Origin of the sequence: Pseudoalteromonas sp. RB2-MNA-CIBAN-0110 (genome assembly GCF_040309305.1) — a bacterium.
Lineage (GTDB): Bacteria > Pseudomonadota > Gammaproteobacteria > Enterobacterales > Alteromonadaceae > Pseudoalteromonas > Pseudoalteromonas arctica.
The window spans coordinates 20,458-41,843 of sequence record NZ_JBEOOQ010000031.1 but is presented as its reverse complement, the minus strand read 5'-3'; the positions used below and the strand labels follow the sequence as shown (position 1 = coordinate 41,843).

Annotated in this window: 22 protein-coding genes; 5 read left to right on the top strand and 17 right to left on the bottom strand. The window is 39.7% G+C overall.

What is annotated here, in order from left to right; genetic code table 11:
- Window positions 1–6 precede the first annotated feature (6 nt).
- The 4 genes from AAEY68_RS14810 to AAEY68_RS14795 all read right to left on the bottom strand — a co-directional run bounded on the left by AAEY68_RS14810 (window position 7) and on the right by AAEY68_RS14795 (window position 5,294).
- Entirely contained in the window at window positions 7–336 is a 330-nt protein-coding gene (locus tag AAEY68_RS14810) for a Bor/Iss family lipoprotein (protein WP_024594269.1), read from the bottom strand.
- Window positions 333–644 (bottom strand): Bor family protein, encoded by a 312-nt coding sequence (locus tag AAEY68_RS14805; RefSeq protein ID WP_024594270.1) that lies wholly within the window; start codon window positions 642–644, stop codon window positions 333–335. The genes AAEY68_RS14810 and AAEY68_RS14805 overlap by 4 nt, the downstream gene beginning before the upstream one ends.
- A gap of 180 nt (window positions 645–824) precedes the next feature.
- A complete protein-coding gene (locus AAEY68_RS14800; protein WP_024594271.1) occupies window positions 825–4,403 on the bottom strand; it encodes an ABC transporter permease/M1 family aminopeptidase in 3,579 nt (1,192 codons plus the stop codon).
- Window positions 4,404–4,412: 9 nt separating this feature from the next.
- Window positions 4,413–5,294, bottom strand: coding sequence for an ABC transporter ATP-binding protein (locus AAEY68_RS14795; RefSeq protein ID WP_007584623.1), 882 nt, complete (start codon window positions 5,292–5,294; stop codon window positions 4,413–4,415).
- A 187-nt stretch (window positions 5,295–5,481) separates the two neighbouring features.
- On the opposite strand from AAEY68_RS14795, the gene AAEY68_RS14790 reads away from it, so the two are divergent.
- Window positions 5,482–6,159: a nitroreductase family protein gene (locus AAEY68_RS14790; RefSeq protein ID WP_024594272.1), complete on the top strand. Its 678-nt coding sequence runs from the start codon at window positions 5,482–5,484 to the stop codon at window positions 6,157–6,159.
- Here AAEY68_RS14790 and AAEY68_RS14785 read toward each other — a convergent pair.
- Complete coding sequence (locus AAEY68_RS14785) at window positions 6,152–6,460, bottom strand: ArsR/SmtB family transcription factor (RefSeq protein ID WP_010554926.1); 309 nt, start codon at window positions 6,458–6,460, stop codon at window positions 6,152–6,154. The two genes, AAEY68_RS14790 and AAEY68_RS14785, sit on opposite strands and share 8 nt — an antisense overlap.
- 285 nt (window positions 6,461–6,745) lie before the next feature.
- Between AAEY68_RS14785 and AAEY68_RS14780 the strand changes: the two genes are divergently transcribed.
- Window positions 6,746–7,090, top strand: coding sequence for a rhodanese-like domain-containing protein (locus AAEY68_RS14780; RefSeq protein ID WP_024591370.1), 345 nt, complete (start codon window positions 6,746–6,748; stop codon window positions 7,088–7,090).
- A gap of 21 nt (window positions 7,091–7,111) precedes the next feature.
- On the opposite strand, the gene AAEY68_RS14775 is transcribed toward AAEY68_RS14780, so the two are convergent.
- The 5 genes from AAEY68_RS14775 to AAEY68_RS14755 form a co-directional block, all read right to left on the bottom strand.
- Window positions 7,112–7,507 (bottom strand): DUF1801 domain-containing protein, encoded by a 396-nt coding sequence (locus AAEY68_RS14775; protein ID WP_024591371.1) that lies wholly within the window; start codon window positions 7,505–7,507, stop codon window positions 7,112–7,114.
- Window positions 7,508–7,549: 42 nt separating this feature from the next.
- Window positions 7,550–8,095, bottom strand: a complete 546-nt coding sequence (locus AAEY68_RS14770; protein ID WP_024594273.1) for a PH domain-containing protein — start codon at window positions 8,093–8,095, stop codon at window positions 7,550–7,552.
- 66 nt (window positions 8,096–8,161) lie between these two features.
- Entirely contained in the window at window positions 8,162–8,779 is a 618-nt protein-coding gene (locus tag AAEY68_RS14765) for a LysE family translocator (protein WP_024594274.1), read from the bottom strand.
- A gap of 8 nt (window positions 8,780–8,787) precedes the next feature.
- Window positions 8,788–8,973 carry a hypothetical protein gene (locus AAEY68_RS14760; RefSeq protein ID WP_024594275.1) on the bottom strand — a complete coding sequence of 62 codons (186 nt, stop codon included), beginning with the start codon at window positions 8,971–8,973 and terminating at the stop codon, window positions 8,788–8,790.
- A 15-nt stretch (window positions 8,974–8,988) separates the two neighbouring features.
- Window positions 8,989–9,387, bottom strand: a complete 399-nt coding sequence (locus tag AAEY68_RS14755; protein WP_024594276.1) for a DUF3224 domain-containing protein — start codon at window positions 9,385–9,387, stop codon at window positions 8,989–8,991.
- Window positions 9,388–9,475: 88 nt separating this feature from the next.
- On the opposite strand from AAEY68_RS14755, the gene AAEY68_RS14750 reads away from it, so the two are divergent.
- Window positions 9,476–11,254 (top strand): ABC transporter transmembrane domain-containing protein, encoded by a 1,779-nt coding sequence (locus AAEY68_RS14750; RefSeq protein WP_350586250.1) that lies wholly within the window; start codon window positions 9,476–9,478, stop codon window positions 11,252–11,254.
- Between the two features lie 44 nt (window positions 11,255–11,298).
- Here AAEY68_RS14750 and AAEY68_RS14745 read toward each other — a convergent pair whose 3' ends face one another.
- Window positions 11,299–11,931: a YiaD family glycine zipper/OmpA-like lipoprotein gene (locus tag AAEY68_RS14745; RefSeq protein ID WP_007584604.1), complete on the bottom strand. Its 633-nt coding sequence runs from the start codon at window positions 11,929–11,931 to the stop codon at window positions 11,299–11,301.
- Window positions 11,932–12,121: 190 nt separating this feature from the next.
- On the opposite strand from AAEY68_RS14745, the gene chrA reads away from it, so the two are divergent.
- A complete protein-coding gene (gene chrA / locus AAEY68_RS14740) occupies window positions 12,122–13,276 on the top strand; it encodes a chromate efflux transporter (protein WP_010554934.1) in 1,155 nt (384 codons plus the stop codon).
- On the opposite strand, the gene AAEY68_RS14735 is transcribed toward chrA, so the two are convergent.
- The 4 genes from AAEY68_RS14735 to speA are packed head-to-tail and all read right to left on the bottom strand — an operon-like array spanning window position 13,233 to window position 18,254.
- Window positions 13,233–14,492 carry a mechanosensitive ion channel family protein gene (locus tag AAEY68_RS14735; protein ID WP_024608077.1) on the bottom strand — a complete coding sequence of 420 codons (1,260 nt, stop codon included), beginning with the start codon at window positions 14,490–14,492 and terminating at the stop codon, window positions 13,233–13,235. The two genes, chrA and AAEY68_RS14735, sit on opposite strands and share 44 nt — an antisense overlap.
- Complete coding sequence (gene yihG, locus AAEY68_RS14730; protein WP_350586247.1) at window positions 14,489–15,409, bottom strand: 1-acylglycerol-3-phosphate O-acyltransferase, YihG family; 921 nt, start codon at window positions 15,407–15,409, stop codon at window positions 14,489–14,491. Before yihG (AAEY68_RS14730) ends, AAEY68_RS14735 begins: the two co-directional genes overlap by 4 nt.
- A gap of 25 nt (window positions 15,410–15,434) precedes the next feature.
- Entirely contained in the window at window positions 15,435–16,313 is an 879-nt protein-coding gene (yihG, locus tag AAEY68_RS14725; protein WP_010554936.1) for a 1-acylglycerol-3-phosphate O-acyltransferase, YihG family, read from the bottom strand.
- Window positions 16,314–16,373: 60 nt separating this feature from the next.
- Window positions 16,374–18,254, bottom strand: a complete 1,881-nt coding sequence (speA, locus tag AAEY68_RS14720; protein ID WP_350586245.1) for a biosynthetic arginine decarboxylase — start codon at window positions 18,252–18,254, stop codon at window positions 16,374–16,376.
- Window positions 18,255–18,452: 198 nt separating this feature from the next.
- Here speA and speE point away from each other — a divergent pair, with 198 nt between their 5' ends.
- Window positions 18,453–19,316 (top strand): polyamine aminopropyltransferase, encoded by an 864-nt coding sequence (speE, locus tag AAEY68_RS14715; RefSeq protein WP_007584590.1) that lies wholly within the window; start codon window positions 18,453–18,455, stop codon window positions 19,314–19,316.
- 221 nt (window positions 19,317–19,537) lie between these two features.
- Here the strand turns inward: speE and AAEY68_RS14710 are convergent, their stop codons facing one another.
- Both AAEY68_RS14710 and AAEY68_RS14705 read right to left on the bottom strand, forming a co-directional pair.
- Window positions 19,538–20,770 (bottom strand): hypothetical protein, encoded by a 1,233-nt coding sequence (locus tag AAEY68_RS14710; protein ID WP_350586243.1) that lies wholly within the window; start codon window positions 20,768–20,770, stop codon window positions 19,538–19,540.
- Window positions 20,760–21,383 carry a cupredoxin domain-containing protein gene (locus AAEY68_RS14705; protein WP_350586241.1) on the bottom strand — a complete coding sequence of 208 codons (624 nt, stop codon included), beginning with the start codon at window positions 21,381–21,383 and terminating at the stop codon, window positions 20,760–20,762. The genes AAEY68_RS14710 and AAEY68_RS14705 overlap by 11 nt, the downstream gene beginning before the upstream one ends.
- Between the last annotated feature and the right edge of the window lie 3 nt (window positions 21,384–21,386).

The following is a 21,386-nucleotide window of genomic DNA, read 5'->3' as shown; positions in this document are numbered from 1 at the left end:
AAATAATTATTTAGCTTTAAATGGTACCTTATTACATTGTACTTCTACTGTTTTAGGGTACCAAGCTGGGCTGATTTGATTCACAACCACCTCAGCTAAACCATTAGTAAACGATTTATACGTATGAACGCTTTGCCACTCCCCTTGTGGGCAATGTGTTGTTAAATCTAACGGCTCTGATCCCTCGTACAACGCAAGTGCAAAATTATGATGCCACTGTGAGCTTTTTAGCGTTTTATTGCTTACTTTGCTCTGTATACCGTTATCAAAGTAAATATTTGTACACCCCGTTAAAATAATCAGTGTGCAACCGGCTGCAAATAGCTTGATGCTCATAATGTCTCCCCTAGTATTTGCTCTTGGCACCACACTTTAATGGTATGGGGCGAGTATATTCCAAGCGTAATTAAACTCAGCGCTCCATCACTAAACGTTTGTTGTGACTGCATTTGAATAACCGGTGTATTTGAACATATTTGTTTTACGTCTACCCGCTGCTCACCCACTAATCCCCATAAATAAAATGGGCGGCTATCTTCGAAATTAGCTTGGCTCGTTACTTTTGCTGTTGCCTGTGGCTGAATGGTTACCGCAGAACAAGCACTGAGGCTTAATGCTATCGCCCCTATAATTAATGGTTTCATACTCTTCCTTATAAACTAAATACCAGTAAGGTAACTTTATAAGAGAACATATAATATTAGCGTAAAAAGCTGTGGGGAATATGTAGAAACGCTATGAAGTTTTATACAGTTTATTACACATAAAGGCCGCATAAATGCGGCCCTTAAAGTAGTTAGTTTAGGTTAGTAAATAAATAGACGTTAGAATTTAGCTAAATTATTTTTACTGTCTTTGTCGACCAGCTTAATGTAAGGATCTACCCCCGCAAATAATGGTTTTTCTTTTACTTTTAGCTCAATAGTATTGGTACCAGACACTATTTGATGCTTTTGCGAGTAAATAACAAAGTCTTCAGCTAGTAAGTTTTCAGGGTCGTCGCTAAATAATGCAATATCAATTAGCTCATCGAGCGGCTGTTCAGTTTCTTCACCTTGGCCATCCGCACGCTGTTTAATGGCTTCAATGTTTAGCGTAACGCTATAAAAGCCATCACTATCAACGCTATCTGTAACTGAAACATCTTTCATCTCAAGCTCATACAAGGTGATATATTTAAACTGATCGTCAATAAAGCTTTGTTCAGCTTGCGTTGCGTCTTGTTTTAAATAGCTAAGTAAATCAAGCGTAGTTGGGTATGGTGTTGATTGGTACTGAAATTCATTTAAAAATGCTTTGAGTGCATCATTTAAACGTTTTTCACCTAAACGATCATAAATCGCCATCATCACAACTGATCCTTTATTGTAATGAAGATATTGTTGCGACTGTGTTTTATATAGTGGCATTTCTTCAAAGGCTTCCCCTGTACGCCCTATTAAGTACCTATCAAGCTCATATTTTAAAAACTTACGTAGCTTCTCTGCGCCAAAGCGTTTCTCAAGCACCATAAGCGCACTATACTGTGAAAGCGTTTCTGAAATAACGGCACTGCCCTCAACATTCGCTCCCGACACTTGATGTCCCCACCACTGGTGCGCTACTTCATGTGCGGTAACATAGTAAGGGTAGTCAACTTTACTCTCATCTCTTAAGTCTGTAATAAACCCCATGCTTTCTGAGTAAGGGACTGTATTGGCAAAACTTTGTGCAAACGAGCGATACTTAGGAAATTCAATTATACGTAGCTGTTTATGCTGATATGGCCCAAATGCTTGTGTAAAGTAATCTATCGAGTCTTGTACTGACTCAATCATACGGTCAATATTCCATGCATGATTTTTGTGGTAATACACCTCAATATTTACCCCATTATGCTCAACCTTTTTACTTTCAAGTTCAGCCGAAAGCACCGCATAAAAGTTTAAAATAGGCGCATCCATTTCATAAACAAAAGTGCGGCGCCCGTCTTTTACACTTTCACTTTGTAAATACCCTGGGGTAATAGCAAATTGCGACTCGTCGGTTGTTACCGTTGCCTTAAAGTTAATAAACCCATTAGCTGCACCAAAATCACTTTGTGTATAGTACTGACTGTCTTCTAGCTTATGGGCACGTTCAAGTTCTGGTAAATCATGCTTACGGCGTTCAAATTTATCAGCTACCTGTAAACCACGGCTATAACCAAAGCTAGGAAGGAGTTCCAAGTTATTAATAAAAGTGCCATTGGCAACTAATTGTGTATCAGAACCTTGATCAGTAAAGCCTTTGTGATCGCGAGTAACCGACAGCTGCCCTTCTCTTACTTCGTTTGGCATAAGCGGCTGCTCAAACTCAAACCATGCTGAATAAAACGCTGGTAATTTTTCAACTATCTTACCGCCTGCCATGGCTACATCCCAACTTTTAGCGTGTTGAGGTGAGCTTATTAACACTCGCGTAATTGGCTCGTTAGATGTATTGGTAAATTTAATTTTTGCCACAGCACTTAAAGCACGCTTTTTTGAAAAAATATCAACAGTTAAGTCAACATCGGTCACCATAGGTAGTGCTAAGTCTTTGTATTGTGCAAACTGCTGCTCATAACTTATTTGCTTGTCTTGAAACTCATCGCTCGTAGTAAACTCATTCAAAACTCGCGTGTTGTTATAAATATTGTAGCCTGCACCAACAAACACTAATGCACTAATAACCGCAACCGCTTGCCCTTTTAACGACATATTATAACGAAGCATAGACAGGCGTGTGCGCAGCGTTTGTGAAGGACCACGATGCCATAACGCAAACCCAACAATCGCTAAAACAAGACTTAACGCACCCCAATATAATGTGTACCAATGCGCGCCTTGTAAAAAGTGCCCATAACCATTTATATCAGAATACGGTACGCTACTGCTTTGCGAAAAGTGATACATATGGTGCTCAAACCCATAAGAACCCATTACTTTTTGCGCTATGTAATACAAAATAAACAAGCCCATTCCTACATATTTATTCGGGCTAATAATTTGTAAAAAGAAGGCGAGTACCGTCAGCATAATTAACGGTAAAATCGATAAATAAACAATCCTAAATAAATACTGTCCTAGCTCTAAATTAAATTGACCTTTAAATAACTGAACTGTAATTGTGAGTATCATTCCCACTAGAAACAACCCAGAAATAGCGGCGATTAAAGCCAGTATTTTTGACACCCAAAAAACACTGTTATGTACAGGAAAGCTGTCAACAATATCGCCCATGCCACTTTGTCGCTCTCGCCACACTAGCTCAGCACTATAAAAAGCGATAATAACAAACAAAAATAAACCGGAAATACCACTAATAACATTTACCATATTCTGAGTTAAAGGCCAGTTAGTAGTGCCATAAGCACCAATAGGCGCAAACAGAGGGATCATAAGCGTTACAATGCTTACACCCGCTAAAATCATAAAAGGAGCACTAAATATAACTTGTTTAAGTTCGAATATACTGCGCATTATTAGCTGAGATTTAGTACTAACCCCCGCTGATTTATAATTTTTAGCACTATTGATAAGTGCAGCTTGTTTATTTTGTACAAAAGCAGAGACTTTAAATTGCTTCTTCTGTTTTTTAGTTACTATGCGATTGCTTAGCTTTCCAAGGCCAAAAAACATTGCAACACTGATTGCCACCCACAATATACGGTTAACTAAAAGGTCACCTGTGAGCGTTAGCACTTCTGTGTTTTTATCATTTACAGTCCAATAACGTGTTAAATCAATTAACGAACCAGAACCAAATGGGTCGGCGTAAACAACAATATTTCTAAATGCTAAATCATCAAAGTAAACGCCGGCAATTTGATAGGCTATAAAAATCACAACAGCTGCTACATACACCGACATCATGGTTTTAAAATAGACCGCTACACTATTAAAAATAGCCGAAAGCACCAGTAAACTTGGCACTGCTAAATAAAGATAAGGCGCAGCGTAGTACATTAGCTTATTAGGACCAATCAATTCGCCATCGAGCCAGCCAACTAATAAACCAAATTGCGACCCTAAAAACACACCCGATGGCACGCTTAAAAACACAATAAGTACAACTAAGTAAGAACCAAAAAAACGCCCTGCTTGATAAGGCACAGGATTAACAGGCTTACTAAAAACCAGCTCATCCATTTTGCTTTCACTGTTGCGAATAGCAGAGCTGGCAACAAAGTTAACCACTAAAAACATCGCAAACGTACAAAATGTAACGGTTAAAAGCATAATAGAGAAAGGCGAGTTCATATGAACATTCGCCCCACCAAGTGGAAATTTACTGCTAGAGCTTATAAAAAACGCCATCAAAAAAAAGATTAACGAGGTGACATAGAACGAAGGCTGACGCGCGAAATAACGCAGCTCAAACGCGAGCATATTAAAAAACATAACGCCTCCTTATGCTACTTGGCTGTTACGATGATTAAGCAGAGTAGAAAAATACACATCTTCTAAATTTGCATTACTTGCTTCAAACCCTTGTGGGGCTTGCTCTGCTATTACATGTAAAATTGTTTTCCCTGCAAATAGGCGCTTAGAAATAACCGGTAATTGCGGCTCAAGTTCTTGCGCTTCTTCTTGGCTCATGGCTTTGCGCCAAATTTGTCCTTGCAGTTTATCGGTAAGCGCGATTGGGTTGCCTTCGAGTAAAATCTTACCGCCAGCCAACACCGCCATGTTTGGGCAAAGCTCTGCTACATCTTCAACAATGTGGGTCGATAATATAACTACTTTTTGCTCGCCTAAGCTTACTAACAAGTTATGAAAACGATTACGTTCCTCTGGGTCTAGCCCCGCTGTTGGTTCATCAACGATTAGTAAGTCGGGGTCACCTAGTAAGGCTTGTGCAATACCAAAACGCTGGCGCATACCGCCCGAAAAGCCACTTACGGCTTTTGAGCGATGTTGATATAAATTAGTGTGCGCAAGTAATCCTTCAACCGACTCTTTACGCTCTGCTTTATTATGAATACCCTTTAAAACAGCCATATGGTCCAGTAAGTCGTAAGCACTAACACGCGGGTACACACCAAAATCTTGTGGTAAGTAACCTAAGCGTTGACGCAGTGCCTGTGGGTCTTTAAATACATCAATACCATCAAAAGTAATTGAACCTGAATCAGCCGACTGCAGTGTTGCAATGGTACGCATTAGCGATGACTTACCTGCGCCATTTGGCCCAAGCAATCCAAACATCCCTTTACCGATAGATAAATCAACACCTTGTAGTGCATGTACGCCGTTATCGTAGGTTTTAGATAACCCAGTTATTGATAGCATTTTTACTTCCTTGAATATGAGTAATTATTTTTATAATGTTTTATACCACAAGGAAAATAGGAACATAAGTTACTTGATGGTTAAATTTGTAACAACAAATAAACATAATTTAAACTCATAACACTTGCCTGCACTGTATTCACTCGGTATAAAAACCACATATACTTTTTATAAGAAGCGAAAAGCCATGCAAGATCACCAAAGCCAACCATTAAACGACTTTATAGAATACCCACACGACGAAATGCTAAATCGCGCTAACGAGTTTTTACAAACCAGCCAACGCCGCCATAGCATTCGCAGCTTTAGCGATCGCCCAGTACCAAAAAATATTATTGAGACATGTATAAAGGCAGCAGGTACAGCACCTAGTGGTGCAAATCATCAGCCTTGGCATTTTGTGGCTATAAACAGCAGTGATGTAAAAAAACAAATAAGAGAAGCGGCCGAAAAATTAGAGCGTTCTTTTTACGAAGGACGAGCAGGTGAAGAATGGTTAGATGCGCTAAAGCCGTTAGGTACCGACGCCAATAAACCTTATTTAGAGCATGCACCTTGGCTTATAGCTGTATTTAGTCAAAAAAAGGGCGGTGTAAGCACCGATGATAAAAATACGAATTATTATGTGCATGAGTCTGTTGGTTTAGCTACCGGCTTTTTAATTCAAGCTTTGCACCGCAGTGGTTTGGCAACCCTTACTCATACTCCAAAGCCAATGAGCTTTTTAACCGACATATGTGGTCGCGATAGAGATAATGAACGCCCATACATGCTACTTATTGCAGGCTACCCAAGTGATGATGCAACAATACCGGCTCATGCACTGGATAAAAAATCACTCGATGAAATAGCTACATTTATTTAGTATTTTCTTGTCGGCAAAACCACTCATATAGCAAAGCAATGATCGACTCAACTTTTGGATCGGTCAATGAGTAATAAATAGTGTGCCCTTCTCTGCGAGTAGCAACCATATCTGCCTTGCGTAAACTTGCTAAATGCTGAGATAACGCTGACTGTGCTAAAGGTACATTTTTATTTAGCTCACCTACACTTTGCTCACCTTGTAATAAACTACATAAAATCATTAAGCGATTTTTGTTAGCCATTAATTTTAAAAACTGTTCGGCTTGCTCTGCGTTGACAGCTAGTTGTTCAATATTCATTTTATTATTTCTCTTTTTGATACCTTTTTAAGTATAGACTTTTACATTAGTAAGTTCTAATGTAATTAACATTAGGTTTTACTAATATTAAGATGACCATGAAACTACCGATGCCATTTTATTAATCGGCGGAAGTGCTGTAGCAGTATCCGCACTATTAAGTTACTTTATATAAAGTAACTTTCAGTTTTTAACGTTATTTATAAGTATTAACTCAATTCAACCTACTTATACCAAGTAGCACTCATTAATGTCTTTTTTAAGAAAAAGAGGATTTACAAACTAATGCTTACATCAATCCCTGACTTACTAAAAATTATCACACCTAACCAACGCCGTATTGACGCAGCGCAAGCAAAACTCGAGCTTGAACAAAATAAAGGTTTACTTATTGATGTGCGAGAACCTGCAGAGCACGCGACAAAATCGGCTGCCGGCGCTATAAATATTCCGCGTGGATTACTCGAGATGAAACTAATGGAAATAGAAAAAGACGCAGCTCGCCCTATTTACGTGCACTGCGCAAGTGGTGCACGCGCAACGTTGGGAGCAGAAGCATTAACGCGTGTGGGTTATGAAAACGTGACTGTTATTACCTGTGACGCAAACCAAATATGTAGCGTATTTTAAGTATCTACTAAGTACTTATAATTATGCGCCTAACAAAGGTAGGTGTTTAACGCTGTGATAAGTCAGTGCTAATTTAATACACTCTTTAACTGGGTGTTCTGGTAATGGCTTTTCACTATTTAACACTATTGCTCTATTTCCTTCAAAGATAAGATTATGAGAGTACAACTCTCTAAATGTGCTTACTAGCTTTGATTGGCAATGAAAAAACAAATAACACGATGAGCCCTTAAAGCCTACGCGAATGGGGCTACCATTTATTGTGTTATAACTTGGCTCTCCCCACTTTAAAGACTCTTCAACAGCTCCTAAGTTTTGCTCTTGTGCTACGGTATAAATTAGCTCTCGTAATTGTATAAGCGTACTTTTAGCTGCCTCAGGATGATTATTAAATATATTTTTTATATCCGTATTCATAAAAACATCCTTATAAGCGCTCTACCTATACTTAAAGGTAAATTACTTTTGTTGTTTTTCATCAAGTAAAACAAGTAGCATTTGTTCTATATTTTTTACACTATAAGTCAGCGCTCTTAGTAGCTCTTTCTCACTTTGCTCTGTTGCCTGCTGCGACGTTTTACCTTGATTAGCCAATACATCTTTTTGCTCAAGTATCGCCTCTCTAAACTCACTCGCATTAACCACACCAAGCAAAGACACTAAAGCACCATTTCCTGACTGCCCTGCCGTTTCAAAGCTTAAACGATATAATCCAAAAATTCGCATGAGCGGCCCTTGGCTTAATCCAACATCGGTTATTTTTTCAAGCGGAATAGATTTTTCTTCTTTAAATAATATGCCACGTTTAACTACCAATTTTTGTGGTAATAAGTCAGCCGACATAGCTGCGAGTATTCGCCCGCCCACCAGCCATACAATCGCTAAAACAATGGGTAACAACGGAATAGTCACCAGCGCTAGTACACTAAAAAAAGCGGCCATTAGCATCCAGTATTGCTGAACCTTCGGGTCGAAAGATGCACTTTTTAAAATATGTTTTGTCATTGTTTTAATCCTTTATCTATATAACTAAAAATACACTCTGCAAACTTCAATAATCTCTACTCAATCTTACAAACTAATAACGACTTTTATAGCAAGAGCAATAAACACAACCCCCAGTATTTTATCAAGCCATGGGTTCTGCTTAGTAAAACCAAAGCGATTTTTTGAAACCTCAGTAAGTACTGCAACTAGTAAATACCAACCTGTATCAATTACAAACACGGTTAAGCACATAATAATGCCAATGCTTAAAGTGAGATTTTGCGGGTCTATAAACTGCGAAAACAACGCTAAAAAGAAAATAGCGAGCTTGGGGTTCAAAAAGGCAATGGCAAAGCCATCTTGTAATGCTTTAACTGCACTTATCTCACTTTTTTGTACTTGCAGTTCGTCATTATTGGGTTTTGCTAATAGTATTTTTAAACCTAAATAGGCTAGATACCCAGCGCCCAAATATACAAGCACTTGGTATACCGTTGGAAACTGAGCCATTAATGCCCCTAAACCAAGTAATGAAGCTGCCGCATAAAGCCCAACGCCTAGGCCATGACTAAGCGCTGCAAGCATGCCGTTTTTCATTCCGCCACTCATTGTATGCTTTAACACAACTGCAAGGCTTGGGCCTGGCGACATTGCACCCATCATGCATACAAGTACTAAACTAAACCATGCTGCTAATGTCATTCTTATCCTTATAGTTCATCGTTTTCTATTAATAATATATAGGCCGTTATTTGGCCTTGAAAAGCAGTCGCGGTATTTATACTTATTACTTTCCAACCTTCTTGATTTAAGTGGTATACGCGCTCATTCAAAGCATCTACATCAATGCCGTTACTGAAAAAGCCACGCTTTTTAAATTCTACTATTTTTTGCATTGTTTGTTATCCATTTTATAAGCGGTAGTCAAAGTCGTAATAGTGAATGCCCTGCTCAATGCGTATTTTCATACTGCCAGTTAACCCTTTTAGCTCATTTGTGCCTGAATCAGGAGTAACATTTAAAATAAGATTGTCTTGGCCTTTATTCATAGTGCCAAAGTGTTGCAGTACAAAACTGCCCTGCTTACCTTCAAGCTCACCTATCACTTGCTCTATTGCCACGTAACCCGCACTGCCTTGGGTTGGCGTCATTGCGCTAAGCATCTCGCCTTGGCCTGTAGCATTTAAGTCACCACTAAATGTTTTATCAATCGACATGCGCCCTAAGGTAATGCCTTGCTGCCCTTTGGCATAACCTTCAATAGGCGCTAAAGCCACTGTAAATTCACCGCTTATTATTTTTGTTGTCATAACAATTCCTTATTGATGATATTTAATACTATTGATTTTTAATCCGATGATGCCATATCTATACCTTAACCTTTAAAAAGAATCTACTATGTCAAAAAACACCTCTGCATCCGAAAAAGCAGCTTTTAGCAGCCTATTACCTGTTTTTGCTTTTATAAAACCTTACAAATGGATGGTAGTAGCTGCGCTAGCTGCACTGTTAGTGACTGCGGGTGTTAACTTATCACTAGGTCAGGGGGTTAAGTTTGTTATTGATCATGGGTTTATTGCAGGCTCCAAAGATCAATTACAACAAGCTGTACTGGTGCTCATTGGCTTAATCAGCTTATTAGCGATAGGTACCTTTAGCCGTTTTTATTTAATGTCGTGGATTGGCGAGCGAGTCAGTAACGATATTCGAAAAGCGGTGTTTAATCGTATTGTTACGCTACACCCTAGCTACTTTGAAGAAAACCGCAGTGGCGAACTTATGTCGCGTTTAACCACCGACACCACATTACTGCAATCAATTATCGGCTCATCATTTTCTATGGCACTGCGCAGTGTACTTATGTTGATTGGTGGACTTGCTATGTTGTTGTTTACTAATTTGAAGCTCACCTTAATAGTTGTTGCCTGTGTACCGCTGGTACTTGTCCCTATGATGATATTTGGTCGCAAGGTACGCAAACTAGCAAGCTCAAGCCAAGATGCCATTGCCGATATAAGTACCTATGCAGGCGAAATCATACAAAATATTAAAGTAGTGCAAAGCTATAGCCATGAAGAACAAGAGCAACATGCTTTTGCACTTGAGACCGAAAAAGCCTTTAACGTAGCTAAAAAACGCATTAAGCAACGTTCATTTTTAATAGCCGTAGTGATTTTTTTAACCTTTAGTGCCATTAGCGCAATGCTTTGGGTCGGTGGTAACGATGTACTTGCGGGTACTATGACCGGCGGCGAGTTAGGTGCATTTGTGTTTTACGCTATTATGGTGGCAATGTCGGTGGCAACCGTTGCTGAAGTATATGGCGAACTACAACGCGCAGCAGGCGCGGCAGCAAGGCTGCTTGAGTTACTTGCCGTTAAAAGTGAGATAGAAAACCCATTAAATCCACAAGATAGTAATTTACTGCAAGAGAGTAGCAGCCCCGCAATTGCACTTGAAAATATTAGCTTTAACTACCCTTCACGCCCCGATGTAAGTGCACTTAATAAAATAAGCCTAAATATAAATCAAGGCCAAACCGTGGCAATTGTTGGCCCTTCTGGCGCAGGTAAAACAACGTTATTTGAATTGCTACAACGTTTTTACGATCCGGCTAGCGGAGCTATTAAGTTTAAAGATGTAAACATTAAAGACCTATCACTTAATACTCTGCGTAATAAAATGGGCATGGTAGCGCAAAACCCTATTTTATTTAGCTCCGACGTAATGCATAACATCCGCTACGGCAACCCAAGTGCAACCGATGAGCAAGTATATGCCGCAGCAAAGTATGCGCATGCCGATGAATTTATCAAACAGTTACCGCAAGGTTATAACAGCTTTTTAGGTGAGCAGGGTGTGAGGTTATCGGGTGGGCAAAAGCAGCGTATTGTACTGGCACGCGCTATATTAAAAGACCCTGAAATACTCCTTCTTGATGAAGCCACCAGCGCGCTGGATGCGCAAAGCGAACACCATGTACAAGCTGCACTTGAGCATTTAATGCAAAACAGAACAACGTTAATAATTGCCCATAGGCTGGCAACGGTAAAACATGCCGATGTAATTGTAGTAATGGAAAATGGGGAAATCATAGCAACGGGTACTCACCAAGAGTTGTTAGCAAGTAACCCGTTGTATCAAAAACTGTGTGAATTACAGTTTAATAAGGATTAGGGTCTGTTGACCTTTCAAGGTTAAATTTGCAAGGTTCAAGAACCCTAACCTTCGGTATTTGGCACTATCTGAATTTCTACGCGACGGTTTTGAGCACGGCCATTTGCACTATCATTAGTTGCAATTGGGCGTGTTTCGCCATAGCCCATAGTGCTAACACGTGTAGCCATAATTTGTTGGTTCACTAAGTAGTCTTTCACACTTTGTGCGCGTTCACGCGATAGGTTCATGTTGAAGCTATCTTTACCCGTACTGTCAGTATGCCCTTGCACACTAAGGTAGGTTTTTTCGTACTTGTTCATTACTTTAGCAATCGCATCTAACGTATCGTTAAAGCCTGATGAAATATAAGACTGAGCAGTCGCAAACGTAATGTTTGATGGCATTACTAAACGTAAGTTATCGCCTTCACGCACTACTTCAACACCTGAACCCGCTAACTCATCACGAAATGCTTCTTCTTGCTTATCCATGTAGTCGCCAACAGCAGCGCCCGCCAGTGCACCAATAGCTGCACCAATAAAAATACGTTTATCTTTATGATTACCCGTAGCCTTACCTAATACACCTCCGGCTGCGGCGCCTATAGCGGCTCCTTTACCTGTGTTATTCATTTCACAACCAGAAAGTAATACAGCTACTACGGTTACGCTTAAAAGTGATTTAGTTAAAGTCATGGTGATACCCTATTCATTAAGAATTTAGCAAGAGTATGCAAATACATGTATGAACAAACTATGAAGAGAGTGTTAAAAGCAACGCATCTTGCTTGATTGTTAAACAGACCTCAAACTAATGTGTCATTTTAATAAAAATGTCATACTACGCTGTGACAATTTAATGAATTTTACAAAGGATATTGGCGCAATGTTAATTGCTATTTTTAGACAGTTTTTTTTACTAGGGTGTATGAGCTTTGGCGGCCCTGCTGCGCATTTAGGTTATTTTAAACGCCACTTTGTAGACTCGTTAAATTGGTTAACTAACACGCGTTACGCACAACTTATTAGTTTAAGCCAAGCACTGCCTGGGCCAGGCTCTAGCCAAGTTAGTTTCGCTATTGGTGTTGAGCGTGCTGGAGTACTGGGTGGTATAGCTGCTTTTGTAGGTTTTACTCTGCCTTCGTTTTTAATAATGGTGCTACTTGCGGTTAGTGCTCATCAGTTTGACGCTGTTTACTTTGCTATTATTGCAGGCTTAAAGTTATTTGCCGTTGTTATAGTTGCTGATGCAACACTTAGTATGGCTAAAAGCTTTTGTACAAGTGCTGCGCTTAAGTTACTTGCTGTAATGAGTACACTTGCTTTGGTGTTATTTCCAATGATGGGAACTCAAATCGCTATTTTAATAACCGCTGCAACAATAGGTGCTATATGGCCTTTATTAAAACTGGGTACAGCCACAGAAAATGTTAGCAGTACAAAAAGTAATATTAATTGGATTGCACTGGGATTATTTGCGCTCTTACTGGGTGTTAGCTTTATTCCACTAGGACATGAGTTTGCTTTGTTTGCCCCTTTTTACCAAGCGGGTGCAATGGTGTTTGGCGGCGGACACGTAGTACTGCCGGTACTTCAAGCTGGCGTACCAGCATTGAGTGATGATCAGTTTTTAAGTGCTTACGCGAGTGCACAAGCAGTGCCTGGGCCTATGTTTACTATTGCTACTTACTTAGGCGCACAACTTACTACAGAACAACCTTTAGTGGGTGCTCTTATAGCTACACTGCTTATATTTATGCCTGGTTTTTTACTTATACTCGCATTTCAAAAGAGCTGGATTAACTTGGCAAGTAAGCCACGTTTTGCAAGCTCAATAGCGGCGCTTAATGCCGCGGTAGTAGGTTTTTTAGCGGCTGCACTATATTCGCCAATTTGGACATCAGCGGTGCATAACCTTTGGCAAGTTGCGTTAGTAATAATTACATTTGCATGGCTGCGATTTAAAAAGCCACCTATTTGGTGGCTCTTAGCTTTATTTATTGCTGTGGGTCTTTTGCAACACTATTTGCCATCACTCTAAATGTTGGCTTATCTGTTTGTTGCTCACTCGGTGGGCTTAATTGCCCACTTACACTTTGATACGCTCTAAGCCCAAACACGGGTAATACCGCAAGTAAATGGTCCATTATTTCGGCTTGTAAATGCTCGTACGAAATCCAGCGTTTGTCTTCACTAAAGCAATAAAACTCAATAGGTAAACCATGGTTTAGTGGTTGTAGCTCTCGTACCATTAACGTAAGCGACGTATTAATTTTACTGTGCTGTTTTAAATAGCCTTCAGCATAGCGACGAAATAGCCCTAAATTAGAAACCTGAGCAGGTAATGTCGTCACTCGAATATAGTCGTGCAGCGGAATAGCCGCATCAATTTGTTTTCTAAACTCATCACCCACTAAACAAATACTGTGCATATCAATATTGAGTGAGCGTTTAATACGTCTACCGCCCGACTCTTGCATCCCGCGCCAGTTTTTAAATGAACCCGCTACCAGCATATAAGTTGGAATAGTTGTTATGGTGTTATCCCAGTTACGTACCTTTACGGTATTTAAACCCAAATCAATTACTTCGCCATCGGCGCCGTAGTTTTCTACTTGAATCCAATCACCATAGGTTACTAGGCGATTTGCTGCTATTTGAATACTGGCTACAAAGCCTAAAATAGTGTCTTTAAATACTAACAACGTAACAGCAGCAATAGCACCAAAGCCAGAGAGAATATAAGTAGGTGACTTCTCAAGAAAAATGCTCACAATTAAAATTGCACACACAATAAAGGTTATTAGCTTAACAACCTGAATTAAGCCCTGAATAGGGACCTCGCGGGCAAACTCTAACTGGTTATAAATAGTACCCGCAATGCTCACAATACTGCTAAAAATAAAACCAGCATAAATAATAAGCAAAGCTTGTCCTATCGTTTTTAGTATTTCTCCTGCAATTTCATTAACTGGGTATACGCTATCAAACGTAGCTAAAAACAATACGCAGCACAGCATTCCGGCAATACGCTTATTTAGCTTATTAAGCATAGGAGAAAGCGCACCAATTCGCTCAGGAGAAAGCCTCGTCACTATTTTTTGAATGCCAGGTAACATTAATCTACGAGTAAATAAGTAAACAATTAATAAAGAGAATATTCCTATTGAGACTGCGGTAATTGAGCTAAGAAAATCCGCGTCGGGTACTTTTTCAAACCAAGGAGCAATTAATTCCTGAAGATGGGTGTTGGTCATAGTGTTTCAATTTCCTTACTGATTTGTGGTTCAGGTAAATCTTGTTGAGCATAAATGTCGGCAAGCTGCTGATCTTTAGCAACCCATAGCTCATTCACATAATGTTGAAAATTAACTTTAAATACGTCATCGCTTTGATAGCTGCCCTGCATATTGTCATTAATGGGCGTTACGTCTATTGAAACATAAATAGAATCTAGCTCACCTTTTAGCAAGTTACGACAAACGTGATCTGTCTTACCGCTATATACTAAACTTGTATTAAGCATGGCATCAAATTGATCGGCTAATACTTCAAGCGCAAAAGCAATGCCACCCGCTTTGGGCTTTAATAAATGCTTAAAAGGGCTTTGTTGCAGATTATGTTTGGCTGGCGTATAGCGTGTACCTTCAACAAAATTAATGATGGTAGTAGGATGATGACGAAAATTACGACAGCTACGCTTGGTGCGCTCTACATCCAACCCTTTCAACTTTGGATTTTTAGCTAGTTGCGCTTTGCTTACCCGTTTCATAAACGGCATACCCATAGCCCACGCACCAGTGCCAATAAAAGGCATGTATTTTAACCCGTCTTTTAAAAAGAACTTAGGGGCAGGCAATGCATGTAATGAGCTAAGTACAGTTATATCTAACCAACTCGCGTGGTTACAAATAAGTAAATACCAACTTCTTGAGTTTAAGTCGCCACTTATATCAACCACAATATTAGGGCAACCTAACCAAAGCCCTAAACGGTTGCCGTTACACCAACCTCGGTAAGCGCTGTGTAATATAGAGTTAACCACAGGCAAAGGCAGTAATAACTTAATAAGGCCCAGTACAAATACTAGCGAGCCAAAAAGTATCATGTTAGAAAACAATACGCAGCCTACAATTAAGCCGTTAAGCCAATTTGGTAACCACTTTTTTAGCATAACTGTAAGCTCATATTTTTACCTTTTACTTATGGGTTTTTTCGAGCGATTGCAGTGTTTGCTCTTTGTTTTCCCATAAGCGGTTTAACTCGCTTTGAAAGCGAACTCTAAATTCAGAATCACCTGTGTAGTCACCAATAAGCTCTGCGCTTACTGGCCTTACTTCCACGTGTACGTTGATATTTTTTACCTTACCACCAGCAAAATCCATAAAAGTAGGAATACCATCTGGGTAATGAATGGTGACGTTAACCACTTTAGTAATTTGCTCGCCCATTGCTTGCATTACAAAAGCAATACCGCCCGCTTTTGGTTTTAATAAATGTGGGAACGGACTATTTTGGCGCTCATGCTTTTGCGTAGTAAAACGAGTGCCTTCTACAAAGTTAACCACACTTACTGGCATCTCTTTAAATTTTTCGCAGGCTTTACGTGTGGTTTCTAAATCTTTGCCACGCAGCTTTGGATTCTTTTTTAATTGGCTTTTACTCGTGCGAGTCATAAACGGAAAATCAAGCGCCCACCAACATAAACCTAAAATAGGCACGTAAATAAGCTCTTTTTTCAAAAAGAAGTTTAAAAATGGAATTTTACGATTAAACACGCGCTGTAATACTAAAATATCGACCCAGCTTTGGTGATTTGCAATTACTAGGTACCAATCTTTTAGTTTAAGGTCTTCAAGGCCAGTTACATTAAGTTTAGTTGGCGTGAATAACGCTTGATTTAAGCTATTAAAGGTAACCCAAATAGTTGCAAATTGCTTAGCTGCCCAGCTCATAAGCTTTTGTAGAGGCTTAATAGGGATAAGCTTTATAAGCCCACAAACAAAAATAGGCACAAACCAAAAAAGTGTGTTTATTGTGTAAAAAATAATACTAAATACACTGCGAATAACTGACATTACTTCCATTCCTTTAAACATTGCGCAGCCACTAATACTGCGCTTTCAGTTGCTTACAAATTAATCTTCAAAATAGGTATAGCCTTCAAGGCCTGCATTAAGCTCAGCTAAATAACCTTCTTTACACTGCGTCGATACATCAAGTTTATTAACTTGGTACGCAAAGTTGTCAGCTAAAATGGCGCTATCATAGTCAACAAACTTTAATACATCCTTAACGCTATCACCTTTTATAGCATTGGTTAACACGTAACCATCGTCGTTAAGCTCTACGTGCACCGAATCAGTGTCACCAAATAGGTTATGTAAATCACCTAAAATTTCTTGATACGCGCCTACCATGAACATAGCAATGTGGTATTGCTCGCCATGCTTATATTCTGGTATTGGTAGGCTGGTTTCGATACCTGCGCCTTCAACGTACTCACGAATTTGCCCGTCAGAATCGCAGGTAATATCTTGAATAATCGCGCGCTGAGTCAATGGCTGAGTTAAATTTTCGATTGGCATCACCGGAAACAACTGCTGAATACCCCATACATCAGGCAACGACTGAAATAATGAAAAGTTAACAAAGAGTTTATCAGCAAGCTTTTCGTTTAAATCGTCGAGTACTTCACGGTGCGCACGTGCATTATTACTAAGCGATGCACGTACACGATGTAAAATAGTAAAGTAAAGCTGCTCTATTTTCGCCCACTCTAGCATGCTTACTAAGCCATGCACGTACTGATCGTGCGCTTCGCTAAATAAGTGCATAGCGTCGTGATAAATCTCTAATGCCATACGCGGATTTAAACGTTGTAAACACTGCCACATTTCATCAAGCACTAATGCACTGTTTTTAACCGGTGGCTCTGGATTTAAATGATTAGGCGCTTTTTCTACGTCAATTACATCGGTAATTAATACCGCATGGTGAGCGGTTAAAGCACGCCCCGACTCGGTGATAATAGCCGGATGCGTAAGGTTATGTTGGTCGCACACTTCTGCAAATGCATTCACTACGTTACGCGCATACTCTTCTACGGTGTAATTCATTGAACACGCACTACGCGAGCCAGAGCCCTCGTAATCAACGCCTAAGCCGCCGCCAACATCAACAGTATTTAACGGTACGTTTAATTGTGTAAGCTCAGCAAAATGGCGCGCGCATTCACGTAAAGCACGGTGAATATCACGAATATTGGCAATTTGAGAACCAATATGAAAATGCACCATTTGCATTAAGTGCAGCTTATTATGCTTTTTAAGCACTTCAACAGCACTTAGTACTTGGCCTGCTGTTAAACCAAACTTGCCTTTTTCGCCGCCCGTGTTTTGCCACTTGCCTTTGCCTACTGAGTTTAGGCGAATGCGAATACCAATAGCCGGTTCAATGCCTAAGTTGTCTATTTCTTCAAGTAGTGTGGTCAGTTCTGAAAGCTTCTCTACCACAATTTTTACGCTGTGGCCCATTGCTTGACCAATACACGCTAGGCGTAAAAACTCACTGTCTTTATAGCCGTTACACACTATTGTGATTGGCTCTTTTGCTACACCCAAAATAGCCATAAGTTCTGGCTTTGAGCCTGCTTCTAAGCCAACAAGCCCGCTTGGATGCGCTAATAGCTTACTTACTACAGAACGTTGCTGATTTACTTTAATTGGGTAAACACAGGTGTATTTTCCGTTATATTCACGATTTGCTCGCGCTTGCGTAAACGCGTTAGTAAGGGTGTCTACACGATTTTTTAAAATATCGGTAAAGCGTACTAAAACCGGCAGCGTTAAACCTTGTTGCTTAAACTGCTCAGTTAATTGCGTTAAAGAAATGGCCGGTTTTGTTTGGTCGCCATCTGGGTAAGCCACCAGTTCGCCTTGTGCGTTAATATCAAAATAACCATCACTCCAATGAGCAACGTTATAAGTGGCGCGTGCTGTTTCTAAACCCCAGGTCATGGCAACTCTTCTTTAGTCAATTAGGTATAAAGGCGCATTTTAATACGTCACTATCCACTAGGCTAACAAAAATTGAACTTTCACTCACTCCTAACTAACTTTATTCGTCAAATCAGTTAAAATGTCATTGAGCAAAACGCCAAGCACTGGCAGAATTGCCCCTTTTTCATACTCAACCTAAAAAGTGTAATAGTAACTATGGCAAATTTAGATCAAAGTAAGTGGTTTACTGAAATTAGCGACCGCGATGGCAGCGCATTTTCATTACGTATTAATAAAAAGTTAGATGAAAAACAGTCTCCTTTTCAAAAGGTAGAAATGTTTGAAACCACAGACTTTGGTAATTTAATGATCATCGACGGGTGTACTATGGTAACAACCCGCGAAAACTTCTTTTATCATGAGATGATCAGCCACCCTGCACTTTTAGCGCATCCAAACCCTAAAAACGTCGTTATTATTGGCGGCGGCGACTGCGGTACTTTACGCGAAGTATTAAAACACCCAGGCGTAGAAACTGTAACGCAAATAGATATCGACGAAGTAGTAACGCAAATGTCGTTAAAATACTTCCCAGAGCTTTGTGAATCTAATAACGACGCCCGTGCAACTGTTATGTTTGACGACGGTATTAAATACATGCGCGAAGCCGCTGGCGAATCTATCGACGTAGTGATTGTTGATGGCACAGATCCGGTAGGTCCAGGTGAGGGTTTATTTAACCATGCGTTTTACACAAGCTGTTTAGATGCACTGCGCCCAGGTGGTATTTTAGTACAACAAAGTGAATCACCACTTATGCACATGCCACTATTAGTTGAAATGCGCGAAGCAATGTTAAGCGTAGGCTTTAACGATTTACAAACATTACCATTTCCACAACCAATTTACCCAAGCGGTTTATGGTCAGTAACACTTGCACGTAAATCACAAGCATTTGACGGTTTTAGAGAAGATGCAGCTGCAAATATTGCACAGCACAGCGAGTACTATAACAACGGTATTCACCATGGTGCACTCGCTACACCTAACTACATGAAACGCGCATTCGATAAAAAATAATACCAATCTGCTTATATATAGGGTCTATTTAACGTTAAGAAAATTACGCTAGAACTAGGCAAAAATTTTTGTATCTAGTTGTTCTAAATAAAAAATTTTTAACGACGTTATAGTGCAATTTAATTCGTTAAATTGATCAAAGATTTATGCAGGTTGGTATAATCTATACCAATTTTATTAAACTAAAAAGGGAGCATTTAAATGCTCCCTTTTTTATGCTTTTAAAAACGCCATTGCGCATTTAGCATTATTTGCTGCTGCGAGATTCGTTCATTAAATCCAATTGGCTCTCTATTTTTTGCAACACTTTTAAGTGCAGAACCTTCAACCCCTATTTGTAGTTTATTAGTGAGCTGGTAGCGCCATGTTGCGGTTAAGCCTTCCCCATTACTTGCATTAGGGTCAAACGCGGTTGTGTCGTTGTCAGTAACTTTAAAATAATCATAACGTACTGAAACTCGATGTTTGCCTTCTTTATGGCTCAGCATTAAATAATGGCTATAAAAAGCATTATCAATTAATGCGTTACTGCCCATTTCAGTTTTACCATTAAGTACCTGTGCTATTAAACGTGTTTTACTATTAAACTTATAAAGCCAAGCGGCGCTTGTAAAGCGAGTATCCCAAGCATACTGCCCTGTACTAATATTAAGTGTGGTTGGGTCACCGTTATTGTTGTAATAATAAATTCGAAATTGTGATTTTTTTAAGTAATCCCAATGTACGCCAGCGTAATAGCCAAAACGCCCGTCTACTTCTTCAAACGGTAAAACCTTATTAGCCTGCCAACGTAATTCGTATGCATTTAATGCCGCTATAGGCGCAAATTTAACACTTTCGTTAAATGTAGTTTGCCTATCGTGTAATGCAAAACCACGCCACGCAAGTAAAGTACCGGCAGGATCATTGCCTTTAAATGTAGCACCTACAAAACTAAAGCTATGAGCGCTGTTAAAACGTTTTGCTGGGCGCTTAATAGTTACCTCTGCGCCAATAGTGCGTACTTCCTCGCCAATCCAGCTATTAATAGCTGAGTTTGTATAGTTATAAGGAGAAGTCCATCCTATATCAGGGTTTTCAAGCGACATAAGTGGGTAAAAGCCCCCCACGCGCATGTGCCATTTATAGTTGCTGCTAGATAGCGGCTGATACTTTATATAAGCCTGCGTAAAACCAAGGCCAACGTCAGGATCTTGATTCGCATTTAACACCCCATGAGCCGACCAACTAGATGCTAAATCAACATTTAAATCTAAAATACCTTGGGATAAAATAAGTTCGTCGCTTGTAGTATCGTGCCGATATAGCCCAAGGCCACCCTCTTGGAAGCTACGTATATCGTCACCCTGCACGGCTCTAATTTGTATCAAGCCTTTTACTTGTGCATACAATGCATTACTAAAACATAAAGCACCGGCTAAAAATGCCAGCCTCGTTAAGCGATTAATAGTCATCAAATTCATCCGTAGCAAAGTCAATTTGCTCCGCAATTTCCTGCTTTACTTTATAAGTGATAGGGTTAGTAGCCACATTGATAGTTTGAGATTCAACCTTACTAATATCACTAAACCCAGAATGCCAAACACTTAACATGTATTCGCCTGCATTGGCATTTAAATCAACATTCCCGTTTTCATCAGTGATTGCAAAAATAGTACTATCTACCACCACAATATAACCTAACATCCAATCATGAATATTACAGCCAAGCTCAACAACACCCGTTTGATCAAAAGTAATGGGCGCTTTTGGGTGCTCCTTATATAGCTTTAATTCGAACGTTTTGGCTTTAGAAAATGAATAAACATGATGCATGATTGAGTCCGCATTCGGAAACTCTACCTTTGCATTTTGTGGGACAACTAAAATACGCGGCTTAAATTCTCTATTTTGCTGGGTCATCGCATAAGGTGCTTCTGGAGGAATAACGCTAGAGGGGTCTCCTGCAGTTAGCCATACAACAGCATTAGGTAATGGGTCATTATTAGCATTTTTAATTGTAATATTTGCTGCAAAAACTCCAGTACTAACACTTAGTAAAAATACATAAAGTAAGCTTTTTATCATTTT